This is a genomic window from Fictibacillus barbaricus, assembly GCF_014635025.1.
In the GTDB taxonomy this organism is placed as follows: domain Bacteria; phylum Bacillota; class Bacilli; order Bacillales; family Fictibacillaceae; genus Fictibacillus; species Fictibacillus barbaricus.
On the sequence record NZ_BMCE01000001.1, the window covers coordinates 897,994 to 918,622 of the forward strand.

Annotated in this window: 20 protein-coding genes; 11 read left to right on the top strand and 9 right to left on the bottom strand. The window is 39.5% G+C overall.

Features of this window, described 5'->3' with window-relative positions:
* Positions 1-176 precede the first annotated feature (176 nt).
* The 4 genes from IEV52_RS04310 (at position 177) to IEV52_RS04325 (ending at position 4,580) form a co-directional block, all read left to right on the top strand.
* A complete protein-coding gene (locus IEV52_RS04310; RefSeq protein ID WP_188402244.1) occupies positions 177-1,031 on the top strand; it encodes a GAF domain-containing protein in 855 nt (284 codons plus the stop codon).
* Positions 1,032-1,170: 139 nt separating this feature from the next.
* Complete coding sequence (locus IEV52_RS04315; protein WP_188401274.1) at positions 1,171-2,406, top strand: aminopeptidase; 1,236 nt, start codon at positions 1,171-1,173, stop codon at positions 2,404-2,406.
* A 165-nt stretch (positions 2,407-2,571) separates the two neighbouring features.
* Complete coding sequence (locus IEV52_RS04320) at positions 2,572-3,378, top strand: 2-phosphosulfolactate phosphatase (RefSeq protein WP_188401275.1); 807 nt, start codon at positions 2,572-2,574, stop codon at positions 3,376-3,378.
* 23 nt (positions 3,379-3,401) lie between these two features.
* Entirely contained in the window at positions 3,402-4,580 is a 1,179-nt protein-coding gene (locus IEV52_RS04325) for a glycosyl hydrolase family 18 protein (protein ID WP_188401276.1), read from the top strand.
* A gap of 243 nt (positions 4,581-4,823) precedes the next feature.
* Here the strand turns inward: IEV52_RS04325 and thrB are convergent, their stop codons facing one another.
* From thrB to IEV52_RS04340, 3 genes are read right to left on the bottom strand one after another with little or no spacing between them, the layout of a single operon-like run.
* Positions 4,824-5,738 (bottom strand): homoserine kinase, encoded by a 915-nt coding sequence (gene thrB / locus IEV52_RS04330; RefSeq protein ID WP_188401277.1) that lies wholly within the window; start codon positions 5,736-5,738, stop codon positions 4,824-4,826.
* Positions 5,735-6,796, bottom strand: coding sequence for a threonine synthase (gene thrC / locus IEV52_RS04335; RefSeq protein WP_229754182.1), 1,062 nt, complete (start codon positions 6,794-6,796; stop codon positions 5,735-5,737). The genes thrB and thrC overlap by 4 nt, the downstream gene beginning before the upstream one ends.
* A 1-nt stretch (position 6,797) precedes the next feature.
* Positions 6,798-8,090: a homoserine dehydrogenase gene (locus tag IEV52_RS04340; protein ID WP_188401279.1), complete on the bottom strand. Its 1,293-nt coding sequence runs from the start codon at positions 8,088-8,090 to the stop codon at positions 6,798-6,800.
* Positions 8,091-8,297: 207 nt separating this feature from the next.
* On the opposite strand from IEV52_RS04340, the gene IEV52_RS04345 reads away from it, so the two are divergent.
* Positions 8,298-9,080, top strand: a complete 783-nt coding sequence (locus IEV52_RS04345; protein WP_188401280.1) for an STAS domain-containing protein — start codon at positions 8,298-8,300, stop codon at positions 9,078-9,080.
* Between the two features lie 110 nt (positions 9,081-9,190).
* Here the strand turns inward: IEV52_RS04345 and IEV52_RS04350 are convergent, their stop codons facing one another.
* The 3 genes from IEV52_RS04350 to IEV52_RS04355 all read right to left on the bottom strand — a co-directional run bounded on the left by IEV52_RS04350 (position 9,191) and on the right by IEV52_RS04355 (position 11,668).
* Entirely contained in the window at positions 9,191-10,294 is a 1,104-nt protein-coding gene (locus tag IEV52_RS04350) for a response regulator aspartate phosphatase (protein ID WP_188401281.1), read from the bottom strand.
* Between the two features lie 280 nt (positions 10,295-10,574).
* Positions 10,575-10,706, bottom strand: coding sequence for a hypothetical protein (locus IEV52_RS22530; RefSeq protein ID WP_268234754.1), 132 nt, complete (start codon positions 10,704-10,706; stop codon positions 10,575-10,577).
* Positions 10,707-10,987: 281 nt separating this feature from the next.
* Positions 10,988-11,668 carry a DNA alkylation repair protein gene (locus IEV52_RS04355; RefSeq protein WP_188401282.1) on the bottom strand — a complete coding sequence of 227 codons (681 nt, stop codon included), beginning with the start codon at positions 11,666-11,668 and terminating at the stop codon, positions 10,988-10,990.
* Positions 11,669-11,907: 239 nt separating this feature from the next.
* On the opposite strand from IEV52_RS04355, the gene IEV52_RS04360 reads away from it, so the two are divergent.
* A complete protein-coding gene (locus tag IEV52_RS04360) occupies positions 11,908-12,441 on the top strand; it encodes an NfeD family membrane protein (RefSeq protein ID WP_188401283.1) in 534 nt (177 codons plus the stop codon).
* 22 nt (positions 12,442-12,463) lie between these two features.
* Positions 12,464-14,029 (top strand): flotillin lipid rafts scaffold protein FloT, encoded by a 1,566-nt coding sequence (floT, locus tag IEV52_RS04365; protein ID WP_188401284.1) that lies wholly within the window; start codon positions 12,464-12,466, stop codon positions 14,027-14,029.
* Between the two features lie 603 nt (positions 14,030-14,632).
* On the opposite strand, the gene IEV52_RS04370 is transcribed toward floT, so the two are convergent.
* Positions 14,633-14,944, bottom strand: coding sequence for an MTH1187 family thiamine-binding protein (locus IEV52_RS04370; RefSeq protein ID WP_188401285.1), 312 nt, complete (start codon positions 14,942-14,944; stop codon positions 14,633-14,635).
* Positions 14,945-15,020: 76 nt separating this feature from the next.
* Between IEV52_RS04370 and IEV52_RS22535 the strand changes: the two genes are divergently transcribed.
* The 4 genes from IEV52_RS22535 (at position 15,021) to brnQ (ending at position 18,050) form a co-directional block, all read left to right on the top strand.
* Complete coding sequence (locus IEV52_RS22535) at positions 15,021-15,146, top strand: hypothetical protein (protein WP_268234755.1); 126 nt, start codon at positions 15,021-15,023, stop codon at positions 15,144-15,146.
* Positions 15,147-15,254: 108 nt separating this feature from the next.
* Positions 15,255-15,869, top strand: a complete 615-nt coding sequence (locus IEV52_RS04375) for a DedA family protein (protein ID WP_188402245.1) — start codon at positions 15,255-15,257, stop codon at positions 15,867-15,869.
* A gap of 135 nt (positions 15,870-16,004) precedes the next feature.
* Positions 16,005-16,550, top strand: a complete 546-nt coding sequence (locus IEV52_RS04380; protein WP_188401286.1) for a YhcN/YlaJ family sporulation lipoprotein — start codon at positions 16,005-16,007, stop codon at positions 16,548-16,550.
* 189 nt (positions 16,551-16,739) lie between these two features.
* The gene (gene brnQ, locus IEV52_RS04385; protein WP_188401287.1) at positions 16,740-18,050 is read left to right on the top strand and encodes a branched-chain amino acid transport system II carrier protein; all 1,311 of its coding nucleotides are present in this window, start codon (positions 16,740-16,742) and stop codon (positions 18,048-18,050) included.
* Positions 18,051-18,106: 56 nt separating this feature from the next.
* Here the strand turns inward: brnQ and IEV52_RS04390 are convergent, their stop codons facing one another.
* Positions 18,107-19,564, bottom strand: a complete 1,458-nt coding sequence (locus tag IEV52_RS04390; protein WP_188401288.1) for an NAD(P)/FAD-dependent oxidoreductase — start codon at positions 19,562-19,564, stop codon at positions 18,107-18,109.
* Positions 19,565-19,744: 180 nt separating this feature from the next.
* Positions 19,745-20,569, bottom strand: a complete 825-nt coding sequence (locus IEV52_RS04395; protein WP_229754183.1) for a hypothetical protein — start codon at positions 20,567-20,569, stop codon at positions 19,745-19,747.
* Between the last annotated feature and the right edge of the window lie 60 nt (positions 20,570-20,629).

Genomic DNA, 20,629 nt, shown 5'->3' on the forward strand with positions numbered 1-20,629 from the left:
CTTTTGAATCAAATAACTTCTTATACAAAGGTGATATTTTTTATAAAAAAAACATATAATCTTCTGTTTTAACTTTTTAAAAGAAGGGAAACAGATATGGTGGAGCATAAAATTGTGATCGCGCTACTTTAAGTCAGACTACATGAATTTCGAAAGGTTGGTTAATTACCTTGTCTATGATATTAGCACCCACACTTAATACAAAATCTGTAAGAAACTTTGAAGAAGCGACTGAAAATATACTTCGATTTATGAGTAAATTAATCGATATAAACACCTTATTTGTTGCAAAAAACGATAAACAAATAAATGAAATAAAAAAAGCAGTCAATAAAGATGCCGTTTTAGTTGAGGCGGGTTCAACTCTTCCATTTCATGAAACTTTCTGTAAGCTCAGTGTAGAAAGAGGGAAAGAAATTTTATTTATTGAAGATATAACAGAAAATGACCTGACGAGGCATTTGGATGTAACGGCAAACTTAGGTGGAGGAAGCTTTATCGCGATTCCGATCTATTACGAAGATGGTGAGAACTACGGGACGATCTGTGGTCTTGATACAAAACGCTTTGATTTTACAGAACAGCATCTTGAGTTATTCCAAACAATGGCATCATTGTTAACGTATGTACTAGAACTGGATAAAGCCAATAAAGAGATCAAAGAACTCTCAGTGCCAATTGTCCCTCTTACGAAAGGTGTCGCGATTCTGCCGATCATTGGACATATAAATGAGTACAGAGCTGAGATTATTATTCAAAGCACATTGGAAAGCAGTACAAATTTGGAGCTTGAATATATGATTATTGATCTGTCTGGTGTAAGCCGGATTAATAATAGTGTCAGTGAGTATTTGTTAAACATTGTGAAGCTATTAAAACTGATCGGAGTGACACCTATTCTTACGGGATTTAGACCCGACCTTGCTATAAAAACTCTTGAGATCCATGTGGATTTCAAAGGGATCATGATCACGAATAATTTAGAGAGTGCACTTCTTGAAATCGGATTTACGCTTAACAGAAATGAATAATCTACCTTCCGATCACAGTTCAGTTCTGTGATCTTTTTTTGAAGAAAAATATTAGTCTAAATTTTCATTTTTTTATATAATGTAATATTATAAACTTATCAGTCGCTTTTTATGTTTAACCAATCGGAGGGGGAAAATAATGAAGTCGTTTGAAGAGAAATTAGATCATTATGCAGAATTGGTTGTTAAAGTAGGATTAGGTCTATCAGAAGGTCAAAGGTTAGTAATCAATTCTCCTATTGAAGCTGCTGAATTTACACGTAAAGTATCTAAGTATGCATATGAAAATGGATGTAAAAGAGTAATGGTGGATTGGACAGATACACAAACAAACCGCATCCATTTAACTCATGCTGCTGAAGAGGTCCTTAAAGATGACCTTCCATCATGGGAAATTGACAAGCTCAACAGTCTTGTTGAAAATCATGATTGCTTTTTAATGGTGACGGGTAATGATCCCAACGCATATAAAGGCGTTCCGTCGGAGCGAATGATGTTTGTTCAAAAGGACCGCGGCGAAAAGCTGCAGGCTTTTTCGGCGGGTCAATTACGAGGTGACATGCATTGGGCAATCGCTGGTGCACCGACAGTTGGATGGGCAAAAAGTGTATTTCCTGAAATGAATGAAGAGGAAGCGGTAGCAGCATTATGGGAAGCAATCTTTAAAACGGTCCGAGTAGATCAAGCTGATCCTGTTGCAGCATGGGAAGAGCATGTCAAAACGCTGACGGAAAAGGTAAACTACTTAAACGAGCAGCAATTTAAAACACTTCATTATAAATCAACAGGTACAGACCTGAGCATTGATTTACACCCTGATCATACGTGGATCGGCGGCGGACATCATTCTACATTTGGCACGTACTATATCCCGAACCTTCCTACTGAGGAAGTTTTCACAACGCCAAGAAAATATGGGGTAAACGGTAAAGTATCAAGCACTAAACCTCTTTCAGCAATGGGGAATTTAATCAATAACTTTAGTTTAACGTTTAAAGACGGAAAAGTAGTAAATTTTTCAGCGGAAGAAGGATATGACACACTTAAGCAGCTGTTAAGCATTGATGATGGAATGGGGTACTTAGGAGAAGTTGCATTAGTTCCTTATGATTCGCCGATCTCCAATTCAGGAATCATCTTTAATAACACACTCTATGATGAAAATGCTTCATGTCACTTAGCGATCGGAACATCTATTACGATGTCTGTTAAAGATGCTGGAAGCTTAACACCTGAGCAGATGGAAGATAAAGAAATAAACTTTAGCCGCGGACATACGGACTTCATGATCGGTTCTGCTGATCTTGAGATTGATGCAGAATACGAGGATGGTAAACGAATGCCGCTATTTAGAAACGGAAACTGGGCAATATAAATATCTAAAAAAGACTCCAATAGCTTGGAGTCTTTTTATTTATATTCTACATCTTTTGATTTGCAGACCTCAATCAAAATTCTACCAAATTATAGAAAAACAGTCTATTTCTTTTTTTGCTTTCTCGCTATTCTTTTTATATAGCAGTCAAAAGGAGGCACTCTCATGAATGTTTATGATCAATCGCCATATAAAATCAAAATGGACTGGGGTATAAGAGGTGCAAGGGAAGCCGCCAAAAGAAAAGAAATCATAATCATTGTAGATGTACTAAGCTTTTCTTCAACCGTAACCAAGGCTGTTGAAAATGGTGCGATCATCTATCCGTTTCCACCTGGTCAGACGAAATATGCGAAAGAATATGCCAACGAAATGGGAGCAGAATTGGTTGTTGGCAGAGGGGAGGCAATTAAAACAGGAAAGCCGTCACTTTCACCCTTTTCATTTTCTGAAGAAAGCAAAGGGAGATCTTATGTTCTTTGTTCCTTAAATGCGGCGGCATGTGTGGCTGCCTCCAAGCATGTACCTGCCCTTTTCATTGGAGCATTACTTAATGCAAAAGCAGTAGCTGAAGCAGCTCTATCTATCCAGAGTAAAACGGGCATGCCCATTACCGTAATAGCCTGTGGGGAAAGATGGGAAAACCCGTCACATGAAGAAAATATACTTAGACCAAGCATCGAGGACTATCTAGGAGCAGGTGCGATTATTTCGTATTTAACCGGCACCTTATCGCCAGAAGCCTTTGTTTGCAGCCAAGCGTTTGTGGCTTCAAAGGATCAATTGTCTTCTCTCATTAAGGATTGTGCAAGCGGGAGAGAGCTTATAGAACGAGGTTTTGCCTATGATGTTCATTATTGTTTGCAATACAATACAAGTTCAATCGCACCCATCTTATCTGATGACTGTTTTATCAGCTTTCATACAGATCAAAAATATAAGAATAGTATACACCTCTTTTTGGAAAAATAACGAAAACAAAGGGAGGTCTGTAAATGAAAAGATTATCTGCACTTTTTGCGGCGTTTACCATTTTGCTAGGTGGCTGCGGTGGCGGGTCTGACAATATGCAAGAAAGTGAAGCCGCACCAAAGAGTATGAGTAATGAAACGAGAGAAAGTCCTAGACTTGAACAGATTAATTCTCCGCAAAAAACTCAACAAGATACAACGAAAGCCGAAACCAGCCATGGAAAAACGAAGATTGAAACACTTGGGTATTTAGAACCGATAGAAGCAAAACAATCGGTTAAAGATGTAAAAGAAGCTGTTAATGATTTAACATATGTAGCTTTTTTTAGCTATCAAGTGAATAAAGATGGCACTTTAAAGCCGATCAAAGATTATGCTGCGTTAAATGCAGTAAAAAAATCAAACTCCATCCCAATGATGGTGTTAACAAACTTTACGGAGGGTAACTTTTCTTCTGAAGTAGCACATACGATTTTTACAGATAAAACGGCATCCAAGACATTAATAGGCAGTGTGATCAGTACGATGAAACAAAAGGGATACAAAGCACTGAATATTGACTTCGAACATATTAAAGAACAAGATCGAGAGCTCTACAACGGATTTTTGGAAACGATCATCCCACAATTGCAAAAAGAAGGATTTAAAGTATCAACAGCATTGGCTCCAAAAACAAGTGATGAGCAAAAAGGACCTTGGCACGGGGCTCATGACTATAAAAGACACGGAGAGCTTGCTGACTTTGTTGTACTAATGACATATGAATGGGGCTGGTCAGGGGGACCTCCAATGGCTGTTGCACCCGTTCCACAAGTAAAGAAAGTGGTAGATTACGCTGTCTCAGTAATCCCGCCTGAAAAGATCATAATGGGAGCTCCACTCTATGGTTATAACTGGACACTGCCATATAAAAAAGGTAATAAGTTCGCGAAACGTATTGCACCAGCAGAAGCCCATGACCTTGCTCTTAAAGAAGGCGCTACTGTTAAGTATGATAACGATGCACAAGCTCCTTTCTTTAATTATAAAGATGATAAAGGAAAAGAGCATGTGGTCTGGTTTGAGAATGAACAAAGTGCTGAAGCGAAAAATAAGCTCGTGAAGCAATATAAACTAAGAGGCCTTGCTTATTGGGTACTAGGTGAACCGTTCCCTGAAAACTGGATGCTCTTGCGTGATGAATTCAAAATAGCAAAAAAATAAAAAAGAAAGGATTAAGCCGCTCAGGCTTAATCCTTATCTTTTTTGTGTATCAATCATGCGGTTCTGTTCGTTTGGAACCCGTTTTGTTTGTTCATACGTTCTTTTTCATGTCTCTTCTTTTCCTGCTCTTTAAAATGTTCTTGATTCTCTTCACTCATCTGTATCCCTCCTAAAAAGGTGATAGTAACCTTTACCACGTCTTGTTAAAACCAAACGTGATTTAGAGGAAAAACAACTTATGACCTATAAGGCAGCGGATAAACACTTTTCCACTACTACACCTTTTCGGTCAGGAAATACCGTCTCAAAATGGTACTGTGGAAATAATAAACTCAATTGCTCTGTAATGGACGCTGCTTTTTGATGAGGTGCAAAACAGACGATAGCGGGACCTGATCCACTTATAGCGGCACCATAGGCACCAAGTGCAACAGCCTTTTGTTTAAGCTCAGCATACATAGGAACCCATTTAGATCGAAACGGCTCATGGAATAGGTCACGATTCATCATATCAGCAGCCTTTTTCCAGTCATTTTTAAGTAATGCCGCAACAAGGACATTGCTGATCGCACTCGCTTCAACCGCTTTATTAAACGGAAGAAGATTAGGCAGTGATCCACGAGAATGCTTCGTATGAAGAACTCCATCAGGGATAGCTAAAATCATTTCAACAGCTACATCCGGGACATGCACCGTCTCAACTTCTTGTCCATTGTAAAAGCTGATCGTAAGTCCTCCAAAAATAGCAGGGATCACATTATCAGGATGTTCTTCTAACGAACTGGCGAGAAAAGCCTTTGTTTTCTTTGAAAGGTTTAGATCTAAAAGGATATTCGCAAGTTCAATTCCTGCAACGATCGCTGCTGCTGAACTGCCCATTCCTTTTGATGTAGGGAAAGTGCTGACAACATCCAGCTGGCATGGAGGCAGTTTTTTTTCGTATGAATCCGCTGTAAAGTTTGCAGCTTGAACGATTAAATTATTTTCTTCTTTATTTAACGCATTTAACTCTTCACCATGAAATGTCGTTTTTCGTGGTGCATATGGCTGAACATGAACGGTTAGGTATCGGTTCAAAGCGAGTCCTACTGAATCGAAGCCAGGACCTAAGTTAGCTGTACTTGCTGGTACGTGAATGGAAAAAGGCTCTGCTTTCATTTAACAACACATCCTTTCAGCTGCTGACGCAGTTGTTCGAGATCATTTGGAATAACGACAGGTTCTTGTTCGACCCTTTTTAAGGCGATGTCTGGATCTTTAAGGCCATTTCCCGTTAAAACAGCAACAACAGAAGCTCCTTTAGGAAGAAGTCCTTGTTTGTATTGCTTATATAATCCGGCGATCGTACTGCAAGAGGCAGGTTCGGCAAAAACACCTTCTTTGGATGCAAGCATCTGATAGGCCTCCAAGATTTCTTCATCAGACACAGAATCAATCAGCCCGCCAGACTCCTCTAAAGCAGCTGTTGCTAGGCTCCAGCTCGCAGGATTACCGATCCGAATTGCCGTTGCAACGGTTTCTGGGTTTTTAACAACTGATCCATTAACGATGGGAGCTGCACCTTCAGCCTGAAACCCATGTATTCTAGGCAGTCCAGAAGAATGAACGGAATCGTATTCTTTGAATCCTTTCCAATAAGCACTAATGTTTCCCGCGTTTCCAACAGGAATAGCTAGAATATCAGGAGCTTTCTTCAGTGAATCGACCAGTTCAAAAGCAGCTGTCTTCTGGCCTTCTAATCGATAGGGATTGACCGAGTTAACGAGGGTAAAATCTTCTTCTTCACTCATTTGCTTCACCATTTGAAGAGCTTCATCAAAATTTCCTTCAATCGCAAAAATTTCCGCTCCATACATTTTCGCTTGAGCCAGTTTTCCTTGAGCGATCTTTCCGTCTGGTATAACCACGATACATCGGAGACCTGCTCTCGCTCCGTATGCAGCAGCTGCCGCAGAGGTGTTCCCTGTTGAGGCACAGATGATGGCTTTACTGCCTGCTTCTTTCGCCTTTGCGACAGCCATCACCATTCCTCTGTCTTTGAAAGAACCTGTGGGATTGGCACCTTCATATTTCGCGTAAAGCTTGATGCCCCATTCTTTTGACAAATGTTCTAAAGGAATGAGGGGAGTTTGCCCCTCATTTAATGATAGAAGGGGAGTAGATTCATTAATTGGCAAGTATCCCTTGTATTGATGCAAAAGACCGTTCCACTGCATGTTAAGCACCCTCCACACGATAGTGACTTTTAATTTCTTGTACAACTTCTGAATCACGAAGCAGATTGTAGACTTGATTATCTTGATGTTTGTTTGTGCCATGTGTCACGATGACCACTTCTGCAACACCTTTATGATCCACAGGACTTTGTATTAATTTTTCAAGTGAGATCTCATGCAGAGCAAAAAGGGAAGTAATCGCTGAAAAAGCACCTGCTTCATCTTTAATATATAAACGGTAAAAGAACTTACCATCGATCTCGTCTGGTTTCTTTAACTGTTTATCAAACTGAGGAGCAACAACAATTTTTCCGTTAACACCCAGCCGCATGTTCTTAACAACCGCAACTAGATCCGATACGACAGATGTAGCTGTTGGAAGCTGCCCTGCACCTGGTCCAAAGAACATCGTCTCACCAACAGATTCCCCGTAGACATATACCGCGTTATATTCATTGTGAACGCTCGCAAGCGGGTGGGAATGCGGGAGCAGAGTAGGCTCGACGCTGATCTCTACTTTTCCGTTGTCCTTTTTTGCGTTGCCGATCAGCTTAAGCGTATAGCCGAACTGACGAGCATATTCGAGATCCTCTTGTGTTACTTTCGATATTCCGGAGACTTGGACATCATCCAGGTGGATGTGCATCGAGAATCCGAGCGTTGAAAGAATAGCCATTTTTCTTGCCGCATCAATTCCTTCCACATCAGAAGTAGGATCTGCTTCGGCATAACCAAGATCTTGAGCTTCCTTTAATACTTCTTCATAGTTGCGCTGCTGTTTATCCATTTTTGTAAGGATATAATTTGTAGTTCCATTCACGATACCCATCATTTTTGTGATTCGATCAGAAGCTAAGCCGTCAACTAGTGAACGAATGATAGGGATTCCACCCGCAACGCTTGCTTCATAAAAAAGATCACATCCATTTTCATGAGCAATTTGCAAGAGTTCTGCGCCGTGAAGTGCCATCAGATCTTTGTTCGCCGTAATCACATGCTTTTTATTTTGGAGTGCAAGTGTGATGTATTCACGCGCTAGCTCTACACCTCCCATTACTTCAATGACTACGTGTATGTTTTGATTTTGCAGTACTTCTTCTGGCTGCTGTGTCAGCCAATCATTGTTAATCGCTACAAGCCTTTCTTTTTCTATGCTTTGAACTAATATTTTCTCAATAAAAACTGGGCATCCAACACGATGCTGCAATTCTTCGCGATTTCCTTCAATCATTCTAACGACACCGCTGCCGACAGTTCCTAATCCCAATAGTCCAACTGAAACATGAGTAACCATTTAATCCGCCCCTTTGTTTTTATGGAAAATACATTTGTTTGTTCTATATGGACATTTTACACGGAGTTGAATGATCGCACAACAGGGTTTTTTGTAAAGATTAAGAGAGCGCTTACAAACGAGATTTGGAGTGTGTAAATCTTATAGAAGAATGTTCAGATCTCAGATATGATAGGATCAGGACAAAATAAAAGGGGATCAGCTTTTATGGCTTATCAATTAGAGGAAACGATTAAAGATACATTAAATTGTTTAGAGGAAAATATCTTTTTTATTGATTTAGACTTTCGGGTCGGCTGGATGAATGAAGCAGGAAAAAAAGTAATAGATTCGATTAAGGCGTATCTAAAACTGGAGCGTGCGGAAGATTTAATAGGTACGCCGATCGGATGGTTTCATAAGAATCCTTCATACCAGGAAGAAATGCTTCAAAGGGGCGATTTCCCAATTGATATGCAGCTCGTTTTATTTAATACGTTCGTTACAAGATTAATAGTAAAAAAACTTGTTGTAAGAGGACAGGAGCTGGGCTACCTCTTGACTTGGAAAGATATAACAGAACGTGAAAAAGAGAAGGAAAAGACAAAAGCTCTCATTAATGAATTATCTACGCCTGTCCTGCAGACCATCGCTGATCATACGCTCCTCGTTCCATTAATTGGGGAACTGACGATAGAACGGATGGAGACACTGACCAGCAAACTATTAAATGAATGCTTAAGCAGCCAGGCAGATTATGTCATAATAGATTTTTCAGGCGTAACCCACTTGCAGGATACTGAAGCGGGCCATGAAATACAAAAACTGACGGATTCGATCCAGTTGATGGGAGCAGAGGTTCTATATTGTGGTTTTCCAAAAGAGATGGTAAAAAATATGGTATCACTCGGTGTAGAAACGAATCAGTTATCGTTCGTATCATTTCGTAACGCGATTCGGTATGTGGTCTCTAAGCTTGGCGATCGAATTAACAATGATAATCAGAACTAGTGCTATTTATGAAGTTCGTTCTTATTTTTACTGTTCATTATTTTGATTTGCCGGGGTGTCCCTCCATGTAAAAAGCGGCTGCTATTGCTCAGCCGCATTAATGTTTGATTTTAGTTAGTTTCTTTATTTAAATTATTTCTAGCTTTTAAAGCCAAATGGAAGTATTTGCTGGCTTTCTCAAAATGGTTTATTTTGTAAAACTCTGAAGCTGTTTTTTCGGCATAGTCTTGTATGTAGCCCCATAATTGCTGAGACTCAAAAAATGTAATAGCAGCTGCCACGGACTCTTCTAATTGGTCAGGATGCAAAAAGTGATTGAATGCATTCAAAATGGCAAAGTGATGCTCGTATTCTTCGCTTTTTAATTCTTTAGCCATTTTTGATCCCCGGAAAATCCATTCATCAGCTATGGTTTTGTTTCCTAGTTTACAATGTTCGCGGGCGATCAAAAAGGTAGTTTTATAATCGGAGTCTTTGTCCTCAAATGCTTCATTTAAATGCGAAAGTGCCTTTTCAGAAAGGTCTTGTTCTGCATACAGCAAGCCGAGATTATAACGTATCATCAAATCGAACTGTTCAATGTTTAAACCATATTCACGAAGAATACTTAAAGCTGAGAGGAAGTTTTCCTCAGCTTCTTTATATTGCTTCAGCGATGTTGAGGCTAACCCAATAATGTTCTCGCAGCCTGCTATTTTGACTTCATATCCCTTTTTTCCTTCAAAGAATTCTTTTGCTTTTAAGGCATGGGTGACAGCATGCAAAGGCTGGCGGATATGGTAGTAAAAGGTAGCGACTTTATAATTAAATTCAGCTTTTTCGATGTCATCAGGAAACTGTTTCAATAATTTTTCAGCCAGCCGGTAGTGAGTTTTTGCCTCCCTATAGCTGCCAGTCGTAGTTGCATATATAGCCTTAAAAAAATTGTAATAGTATGACAGAAAATCATCAGTCTGTCCTTTTTTCTCAAAGTCTATTTTGTTAAGTGTATACCTTGCTTCCCATAATTGATTGATCAGGATTTGATACCGAAAACACAATAAGGAATAATAGATAAAAAGTGTCTGTGAAGGGTCTACTTCCATCGATTCAATTTTTTCATCGATCTCGACTTTAAGCTTACGCGCTTTAATCACATTTTGTGACAGAATTTCATGATACCAGTTATTGAGCAGCTGAATCATTTGTTCTTTACTCGTTACCTCTACCTCCAAACTGTCCGCCCCCATTCTTTTGCATTATTTTACAATTCAGCACAATATTAGCACAGGAAAAAAATGTTTGATTGAGTAAAATGTCGGAATTAATAGAAAATTTAAACCTAACTTTTATCCTAAATCTACTAGTTATTTCTTTTCTTCAACCATATAGGCAAAATAGTAGTACATCGTGTATAGAAATTTCGAGAGAAAAATAAAAAGAGGGAACAATGATTTCTCTGTTCCCTCTTCGATGATAGGTAATTGTCATGGTGTATTAACTGCTAATTTGAAATTAGCTTTTGGTTGTAGAAAATGTTTTTCCGTGTTCTGCTTGAAACACTGTAGGTTGATTTAAAACGTAACCACCAATCAATAATGCACCGGCTAATGTAACGCCGACTAGTGAACCTACCATTTTCTTCATAATTGACACCCCTTATAATTATTGTTTCTTTGCCGTAAATGTGATGCTGATGTGCTCAAAGAGTCAATGTTGAAATCCAAAAAGATTCTATTAGAAACCATTAAACCTCCTTTTTCAACATCATTTTACAATTTACAACAATAATAGCAGATAATTTTAGATTTGCATTGGGTTAAATGTCATAATTTATAGAAAATTCTTACATAACTTTTTTACTAAATTTACCTAAAAAAGTTCCAGAAAACAGACATTTAAAATCGTCATTATTCGGGAACCGTTTTTTATGAAGTTTGTTTCGTTTTCTTAATGTTTTTGATGGCTTCTTTATACGATAGAGGGCTTAGCTCCTCATTATGTACGAAATCCCAGACCCAATCCTTATTTACCTTTGCATATTCTCGAAGTGCCCATCCAATTCCCTTTCGGATAAAGAAATCTTGCTCATACTTGGTTTCTTTGATGATGTGTGCCAAAAGTTCGTTGTCTGTCTTTTCCTTATACCCTAGCTGAAATAGAATGGCCGAACGCATCAGCCAGATGTTTTCGGAAGCAATCCATCGCTCTGTCACAGGAATGATTTCTTCAGGAAATCTCATAAAATAATAGCCTGCCACATTCTTGGCAATATGATCGATCGTGTCCCACCAGCTTTTGTTAACGATGATATATTCAATCCACTGTATATCCTCTTTTGTCATCTGCTTTTTTAGCTTGTCTGCAACAGTTAAAGCTGCATACTGCATTTCACGTTCAGGTTTTGCCCAAGCTTCTTTTATAAATGATGAAAGTTCGTTTGATGCAGGCAACCCATTCTCTCTTATAAAATTTTTTACGGCTTCCTTTAAGATGGGCGAACGAAGCCCGAAAAAGTCAAACTGATCCCGCATGTATTTTTTCATTGGTTCAGCATCCACTTTATTCTCTTGTTTTTTTAAATGCTCCCATAATTGTTCGGTATACATAGAATCCCGCCCTTTCTTAGTAAAATTATATAAAAAATTCTTAACAAACTGAAACTTTTTTCCTGAATATTCGTAAATTTACTTATACAACCAATATTGGAATTTATTTATATGTCGACATATTTTTACAATATTTTCTTGTTCCTTTTGTTAAGGTTAAAGAAATTCGACAAGGAGGATGGGTAAAAAGCAGGTTAATTGTAACTTTAGTAACAGCTAATAGGACAGGAGAGATGACCATGGAACTATTTGGGTATCCGTTGTCTACCATTTATTTAGGCAGTTTCATCTTTTTTGGGTGTATCACATTTCTTTACATTCTGTTTGGTGACATGCTCGATGCTGCAGTAGATTTCTTGCACCCGTCGCTGATCTTATCCTTTTTAACCATAGGAACAGCATCAGGTTATCTGTTGGAGATTATGACCGGTTTTAACAGCTGGTTTATCCTTGTGTTTAGCGCATTGCTATCTGTTCTGCTCGTTACTCTTCTTAACGTATTCGTACTGATGCCGATCCGATCTTCAGAAGAGTCGCTGGCTTATCATGATGAAGATCTAAAGGGCAGGATAGGTACTGTATTAACCTCAGTTCCGACAGATGGATTTGGAGAAATATTGATTGAAGGTATTAGCGGGAGAATTTCTAAATCTGCGATTAGCATGGATAATAAACCGATCTTACAAGGAGAAAAGGTCCTCATTATTGATATCCAAAAAGGTGTCGTTTCCGTCATGCGTTATGAGCAAGTGGAACAAACGTATATTCATTAAACAGTAAACTGGAGGGGTTGTTATGAGTTTTTCGCCGTTATTTATCGTGATAGGGATTGCTGTATTTTTAGTAGTAGCTCTTATTAGTGTTTTTATTACCAAGTACCGTACAGCAAGTCCTGATGAAGCACTGATCGTGACAGGAAGTTTCTTAGGAAGTAAGAACGTGAACATCGATGAGTCTGGAAATCGGATTAAGATTGTACGTGGTGGCGGGACGTTCGTTCTGCCCGTATTTCAACAAGCAAAGCCACTAAGTTTACTTACAAGTAAGCTCGATGTTCAAACACCTGAAGTATATACAGAACAAGGTGTTCCGGTTATGGCTGATGGTACGGCTATTATCAAAGTTGGGAGCTCTATTGGAGAGATCGCAACCGCAGCCGAGCAGTTTTTAGGAAAAACAAAAGAAGACCGTGAAAATGAAGCTCGTGAAGTATTAGAAGGACATTTGCGTTCCATTCTTGGTTCCATGACCGTTGAGGAAATTTATAAAAACCGTGAGAAGTTCTCACAAGAAGTTCAGCGTGTTGCCTCTCAAGACCTTGCTAAAATGGGATTGATCATTGTTTCATTTACGATCAAAGATGTTCGCGACAAGAATGGATACTTAGATGCGCTAGGGAAACCTCGAATAGCACAAGTCAAACGTGATGCAGATATTGCAACAGCAGAAGCTGAAAAAGAAACACGTATCAAACGAGCAGAAGCAGATAAAGAAGCGAAACAGTCAGAGCTTGGCCGTGCAACAGAAGTGGCTGAAGCTGAAAAGATGAATCAGCTGAAAGTAGCAGAGTTCCGTCGTGAGCAAGATGTTGCCAAAGCCCGTGCTGACCAGGCTTATCATCTGGAAGAAGCGATCGCAAAACAGCAAGTTACAGAACAGCAGATGCAGATTAAGATCATCGAACGCCAAAAACAGATCGAATTAGAAGAAAAAGAGATCGCTCGTCGTGAAAAGCAATACGATTCAGAAGTGAAGAAGAAAGCCGACGCAGACAGATATGCGGTTGAACAGTCTGCTGAAGCGGAAAAGCGCAAGCAGTTAGCAGAAGCTGATGCTCATAAGTATCGTGTGGAGGCAATGGCGAAAGCAGAAGCGGAGAAGGTTCGACTTGACGGTCTTTCCAGGGCGGAAGCAGAACGTGCTAAAGGGGAATCCGAAGCTGAAGTTATCCGTCTCAAAGGTCTCGCTGAAGCAGAAGCGAAGCAAAAGATCGCTGAAGCATTTGAATTGTACGGTCATGCAGCTATGATGGATATGATGATCAAGATGCTTCCTGAATACGCAAAACAAGTGGCAGCACCACTTTCCAACATTGATAAAATAACAGTCGTCGATACAGGCGGCGGTGAGAATGGCGGAGCGAACCGCATTACAGGTTATGCGACAAACTTGATGTCTTCTTTGCAAGAGTCATTAAAAGCTTCATCGGGCATTGATGTAAAAGAGTTATTAGAGAACTTCTCTGGCAAAGGAAATGTTCGTCAAAGCATCGATGATCTTCGCATCGAATTCTCGAAAAAAGAACCGAGTGCTGTGGGAACGAAGGAAAAAGCTGAAGTAACCGCAACAAAAGGAGAATAATGAAGAAAAGCTTACTCCAATCGGGAGAAATGTCCCGAACGAGTAAGCTTTTTTCTGAATTTTGAGTGGGCGGAATCGGATTTATGCTCATTCGCGGAGATTTATGCTCGTTCACGGAGATTTATGCTCGTTCGCGGAGATTTATGCTCGTTCACGGAGATTTATGCTCGTTCGCGGAGATTTATGCTCGTTCGCCGAGATTTATGCTCGTTCACGGAGATATATGCTCGTTCACGGAGATTTGTGCTCGTTCACGGAGATTTGTGCTCGTTCACGGAGATTTGTGCTCGTTCAACGAGGCTTTTGTCTCGTTGAACGAGCGCAACCGAAGAATTACGAGCGCAACCCAAGATTTACGAGCGCAACCCAAGATTTACGAGCGCAACCGAAGATTTTACGAGCGCAACCGAAGATTTACGAGCGCAACCCAAGATTTACGAGCGCAACCGAAGATTTACGAGCGCAACCGAAAATTTACGAGCGCAACCGAAGATTTACGAGCGCAACCGAAGAATTACGAGCGCAACCCATCATTTACGAATGCAATCCAAAAATAAGCGCGCTAATCATATATTAGCCCTAATTCCATCCTCAAACTCAAAACTACTCCTTGTTCATCTGGGCCTCAACAGCCTGGAGTTTCCCAGCCATGGTGGATTTTTTATCGCGGCGGTCATCAATACGGATGTTTGTCGCCACTCGCTGTATGCCGCTTGAAAAGGGAACTTCATGGAGCTGCTGAATCACATCAAAGAGATCAGGCAGCTCACCTTCGATTAAGGTACTCATTGGTGTCAGTTGATAGTTTACTTTATCTTTATTTTGCTGAAGCACTTTTTGTATTTCCGCTACATAGGCACTGACACTTGGAGTCTCGGTACCAATCGGAATAATCGTAATGTCTGCAATAGCCATGTATACAACTCCTATACTTTTTTCTCTATTGTAGCAAACCCGTAAATAAGAACAAATAAAGGATGGCCCATCTTACATGAACATTACAAAAATAGCGATAGCAGCTGGAGATAAGGTGTATGCGATGGAAGAAGCAGAAAAAATGGGATCGCAGGCTTATTTTTCTGCAATCTGTATGCAGTGTCCATCCTCGTCCACTTAGCATAAATTAAAGGGACTACCATTTTAATAAATTTTGTTTTCCCCTTCCCAAATAACCCAATTTATCGTTACAATGGTAGAAGGTGTAAAAAGAGAAGTTGGTGACGTCATGGAATTTGACTTAATAAATATTATTCAACAATATAGCTACTTCGGCATTGTTTTACTCTTGGCCTTAGGTATTATTGGGTTACCGATTCCTGATGAAATCCTCTTAGCCACAGTCGGCTATTTCATTTTTGCAGGGGACCTCTCAGCAGTGCCTGCAATATGCAGTGCTTTTTTGGGAGCGTTTGCAGGTATTACAGGAAGCTATTATTTTGGTACCGTTTGCGGAAAACCTTTATTGAAAAAGGTAAGTCCTAAGATTGGAATAACCGAAGAAAAAATAAATAGAACACAAAGTTTCTTTTTGAAATACGGAAAAACGGCTTTGTTTTTCGGATATTTTATGCCAGGAATTCGGCATCTAACAGCTTATTTTGCAGGCATGTATTCTTTGAACTTCCGACAATTTGGTCTTTATGCTTATAGTGGCGCTATCTTTTGGTGTTCGTTCTTTATATTGATCGGTTACCAACTAGGGGGGCGCTGGTCCCTTGTTATGGATGTGATTCATAAGGTTGGGATCTATGCACTAACGATTATTATACTCAGCATTATCGCATGGCTGATTTTTAAGCCCAAAAACAAAAACACATATTCAAATGAATGGTTTAAATAAGAACGCGTCTTCCATCTGGAAGGCGCTTTTTTATACCCAGTTTGTTACAACCATCATTGTTCATGTATATTTTCCCTTGCTGCTACAAATTTTATTAGATGACAGTCAAAAATTTTAAAAAGGAGTGTCATCATAATGAAAAAGACAATTTTAGCAACTTCGATGGCGGTTATGCTTTCTTCTTTCTTAGGTGCTTGTAATTTTAACAACAATGATCGAGACATGGGAAGAGAAGCGCGTAACGACCTTACAGAAGTAAACTACGACAATCGTGCAGATCGTAATATGGATAACTTGAACAACAACATGGATATGGGCATGGACAACAATCAGAATGACGAGAACGCACGCATGGATGTTGCAGATGAAGCGGCAAAGAAAGTAGAAGATATGAAGCAAGTTGAAGACGCAACGGTTATCATAACAGATAATAATGCTTATGTTGCAGCACAGCTTAAAGGCGGCGAAAGCGCTAAACTTACAAAGGAAACTGAAAAAAAGATCGGTGATGTTGTAAGAAGTACAGATCCTGACATTAATGATGTTTTCGTTTCTACGAATCCTGATTTTATGGATCGAATGCAGGGCTATGCAGATGAGATCAACAAGGGAAATCCGGTTACAGGTTTCATGGAAGAGTTTAACGAGACTATAAGACGAATATTCCCAACAAACCGTTAACCACTCAAAAAGGACTGAGAAATTCTCAGTCCTTAAGCTTTGTCACCATTTATTAGAAAATTCATTATATCTGAATATTGACTCCAATCGAATATCGTGTTACAAATACATATGGATTTAAAATTATTTCGACAAATTTCGATAAATTAAGAGAACTTACTCGTTAAAACCACGGAGGAGGATCACAACATGCAAAAAAGAACGCTCTCGGTGGGCTTAATGTTATTTGCATTATTTTTTGGAGCAGGTAATTTAATCTTCCCGCCAGCATTGGGTCAGGCCGCAGGAGATATGGTCTGGCAATCCATGATCGGCTTTTTTATAACAGGGGTAGGTTTACCTCTGCTTGGAGTTATCGCACTAGCCAAAACGGGTGGAGGACTTCAGACCTTAACAGAACGTGTTAATCCACTATTCGGTTCTATATTTGCAATAATATTATATTTAGCTATAGGTCCTTTCTTTGGGATTCCTAGAACTGGAACCGTTTCTTATGAAATGGCAGTGGTTCCATTCTTGCCTGAAAGCATGAATAACGGCCTGACACTTTTCCTGTTTACTGTTGTATTTTTTGCGATAACGTATTGGCTATCGTTAAATCCATCTAAGCTTGTGGACAGGATCGGCAATATCTTGACGCCTTTATTATTGCTCATTATTGCGTCACTGCTTGTAAAAGCAATTATTACACCGGTTGGAAAATTAGGAACGGCTTCATCCGATTATGCAAGCAACCCTCTTGTGAAAGGGTTTATGGATGGATATTTAACGATGGATACTCTGGGGGCACTCGCTTTTGGCATCGTAGTCATTACAGCGGTTAAGCAGCCAGGAATGAAGAAAGAACAAGTTACGAACATGGTTATAAAAGCAGGACTTATTGCTGCAGCTTGCTTAGCTGCTGTGTATGGCATTTTGGCTTATCTTGGTGCAACAAGCCAGACATTGGGGCAATCTGATAATGGCGGACAAATCTTAACAAACGTTGTTGCTCAATTATTCGGTCAATCCGGTAACGTATTACTCGGACTTGCTGTAGCGTTAGCGTGTCTCACAACATCTGTTGGGCTTGTAACAGCTTGTGGTGAATTTGCAAAGAAAATGTTCCCGAAAGTTCCTTACAAAACAGTTATTCTCGCTATTTGTATTTTCAGTGCGGGTGTAGCCAACATGGGTCTAAGTCAACTAATTTCCGTTTCTGTACCAGTCTTAACAGCGATTTATCCGATTGCGATCGTTCTTATAATGCTTTCATTTTTACATGAGGCATTCTCAGGCAGAAAAGAAGTCTATATAGGTGGAATTGTTGCAACTGCCTTGGTTTCTATTGTTGATGGGCTAAAAGCATTTGGCATAAAGGTTGGCGCGATTGAACAAATCTATTCGTATATTCCTCTTTATGCGGATGGAATCGGATGGTTGATTCCAGCATTGATCGGCTCAGCTGTCGGATTTATTATTGCTTTGATCAGAGGAAGAATTGTTATCTTTTCGACTTAAACCAATAAGAAAAAAAGATGCTGAAGAAATTATTTCTTCAGCATCTTTTTTATTTATTAAACCATTGCTGGCATTTTTTCTTTTAACTTAACGGCTACATTTTGAGCGATCCAAACACCGCAAGCACTTGCTTGAGCAAGACCCCGTGTAATACCAGCTCCATCTCCTCCAACATACAATCCGCTGATTTCGGATTCAAACTTGTCATCTAACTTTGGACGAGCTGAATAGAATTTTGCTTCTACCCCATAAAATAAGGTATGTTCCGAAGCGATCCCTGGAGTGACTTTATCTAATGCTTCAGTCATCTCGATCAGACTTTTTATTGTGTTATAAGGAAGAACAAGGCCTAGATCACCTGGTACAGCTTCTTTTAAAGTAGGGCGCAAAAATCCTTCTTTGATGCGTTTTTCTGTAGAACGACGGCCCTTCAGGATATCTCCGTACTTTTGAACCACAAGACCACCCATAGATAGTTGGTTCGCTAATCTAGAAACTTCATGAGCATACTCGGTCGGCTGATCGAACGGTTCAGCAAATTGGTGTGAGACAAGCAGTGCAAAGTTAGTGTTCTCACTTCCAAGCTTAGGATCTTTATAAGCATGACCATTGGCAAGCATGATACCTGAATGATTCTCAACGACTACATGACCTGATGGATTTGAACAAAACGTTCTAACTTTCGTGCCTACAGAAGTGTTGAACACAAATTTGCCTTCGTATAGATGTTTGTTGATTTCTTCCATAACTAGATTAGATGTCTCTACACGAACACCAATGTCTACTTGGTTAGCTGTCATTTTAATGCGGCGTTTCTTTAATATTTTTGTCAGCCAAGAAGAACCGTCGCGGCCAGGAACGATGATTACTTTTTCTGCTGAAAGGGAAGTCCCATCTTTTAATAGGATACCTTTTGCCACATATCCGTCAGCAGTACGTTCTGTGATTAGATCTTCAACCTCAGCTTTATATTTCATCTCTATACGTGTTTTTAAGTATTCGTAGATGCTCTTTAATATCTCAAGGTTCTGTTCGGTACCGAGATGACGAACTTGAGCACGTAATAGCTTCAGACCTGCTGCATAACCACGCTTCTCGATATCTTTAACTTCAGGTGTCAGAGGATCTGTTATAGAATCCGTTGCACCGTGCTCTAAGTTGATTTCATCTACATATTTGATGAGTTCAACCACTTTGTCTTCAGAAAGGTAATCCGTCATCCATCCACCGAATTCACTTGTAATGTTAAACTTGCCATCCGAATAAGCCCCAGCTCCTCCAAAACCGTTTGTTATGGAGCAAGCAGGCAAACAGCCGGCAAACTCTTTTCTTCCTGCTGCAGGAGGGCATTTCTTGATCTTTTTTTCTAAAATCGGGCACGAACGGGCATAAATATCGTGTCCTTTATCTATTAATAAAATTTTTGCTTCAGGAAGCTGTCTTGTTAATTCGTAACTTGTAAAAATACCTGCAGGGCCTGCACCAACAACAATTACATCATAATGGGTATTCATAATATCCCCCTTGAAATACATGGTAGTTTTTATTGAATTGTTTTTTCCCTTGGTAAATATAACAATTATCAAAACAGATTTCAACTAAAATACGAACATTTTAATAAAAAATATAAATTTTATTCGTGTTTTTATTATAAATGAAAAAACCTTAAGGAGTTTTATACATGCCTTAAGGTTTTAAAGTCTTATTTTTATGATCTTCCATCCGTCGGTCATTGATTTTCTTTCTAATAAAAACGTGTAAAGGTCTGATTGTAATCCTGATTCATCATATTTTTTGATTCTTGCTTGTATTTGGGTTCGGACGATCGGCGGATATCGACTGCTTTGCGGTTTAATCTCATATTGCATACTAGTGATTCCTTTAAAAAGGCTGGTGATCTTTGTATCTTTAAGCAAAGCTGGAGTTAGAATAGGCTTGGCAATTTGAATATCCTGCTGCTTCATGCCAACTAAAAACATTGAGACGGCTTGCTTGGCACTAGCACCTGAAGCATATTTTGCCAATTGGCCTCCTGCTTTTAAGATCATGAATTGGTGAGAGGGATCAATATTGCGAGAACGATGTGTCGAACTTCCCAAAAAGTGAATACAAAAGTGTCCTGGAAATCCGTTCTCAAGCGCTCCTGCTCCATGAGGCATACCATGCATGCTTCCAGCAATCATTTTCCCTTTAACAGGAATGAGTATCGCACGTCGGTTCCAGCTCCATTTACCGTTATACAAGTGCTTTAAAACCGCTGTATCATCTCGTGTGAGTGGCTGAACATCGGCATGTTTGTTCCCAGCTCTTCTTTGTACTTGAAAATAAAAACCCGTCTCTAGATCAACTACCTTAAACGTAGCACCTTTTGGAAGTAGTTTATTGACTTCATCCCACTCTAAAACCTCGCCTTTTTTTACGATAGGAAAATAAGTCAGCGGTTCTTTTGCATCAGCTTTACTGGGGTAGATACAACTTAAACAAGCAGCAAGCAGAATTACGACCATCTTATTCCACATATGAAGTCCTCTATTCCTTGTGTTTTCTCTTCCTTAATATGGGTTGTTTTCATTTTTTTA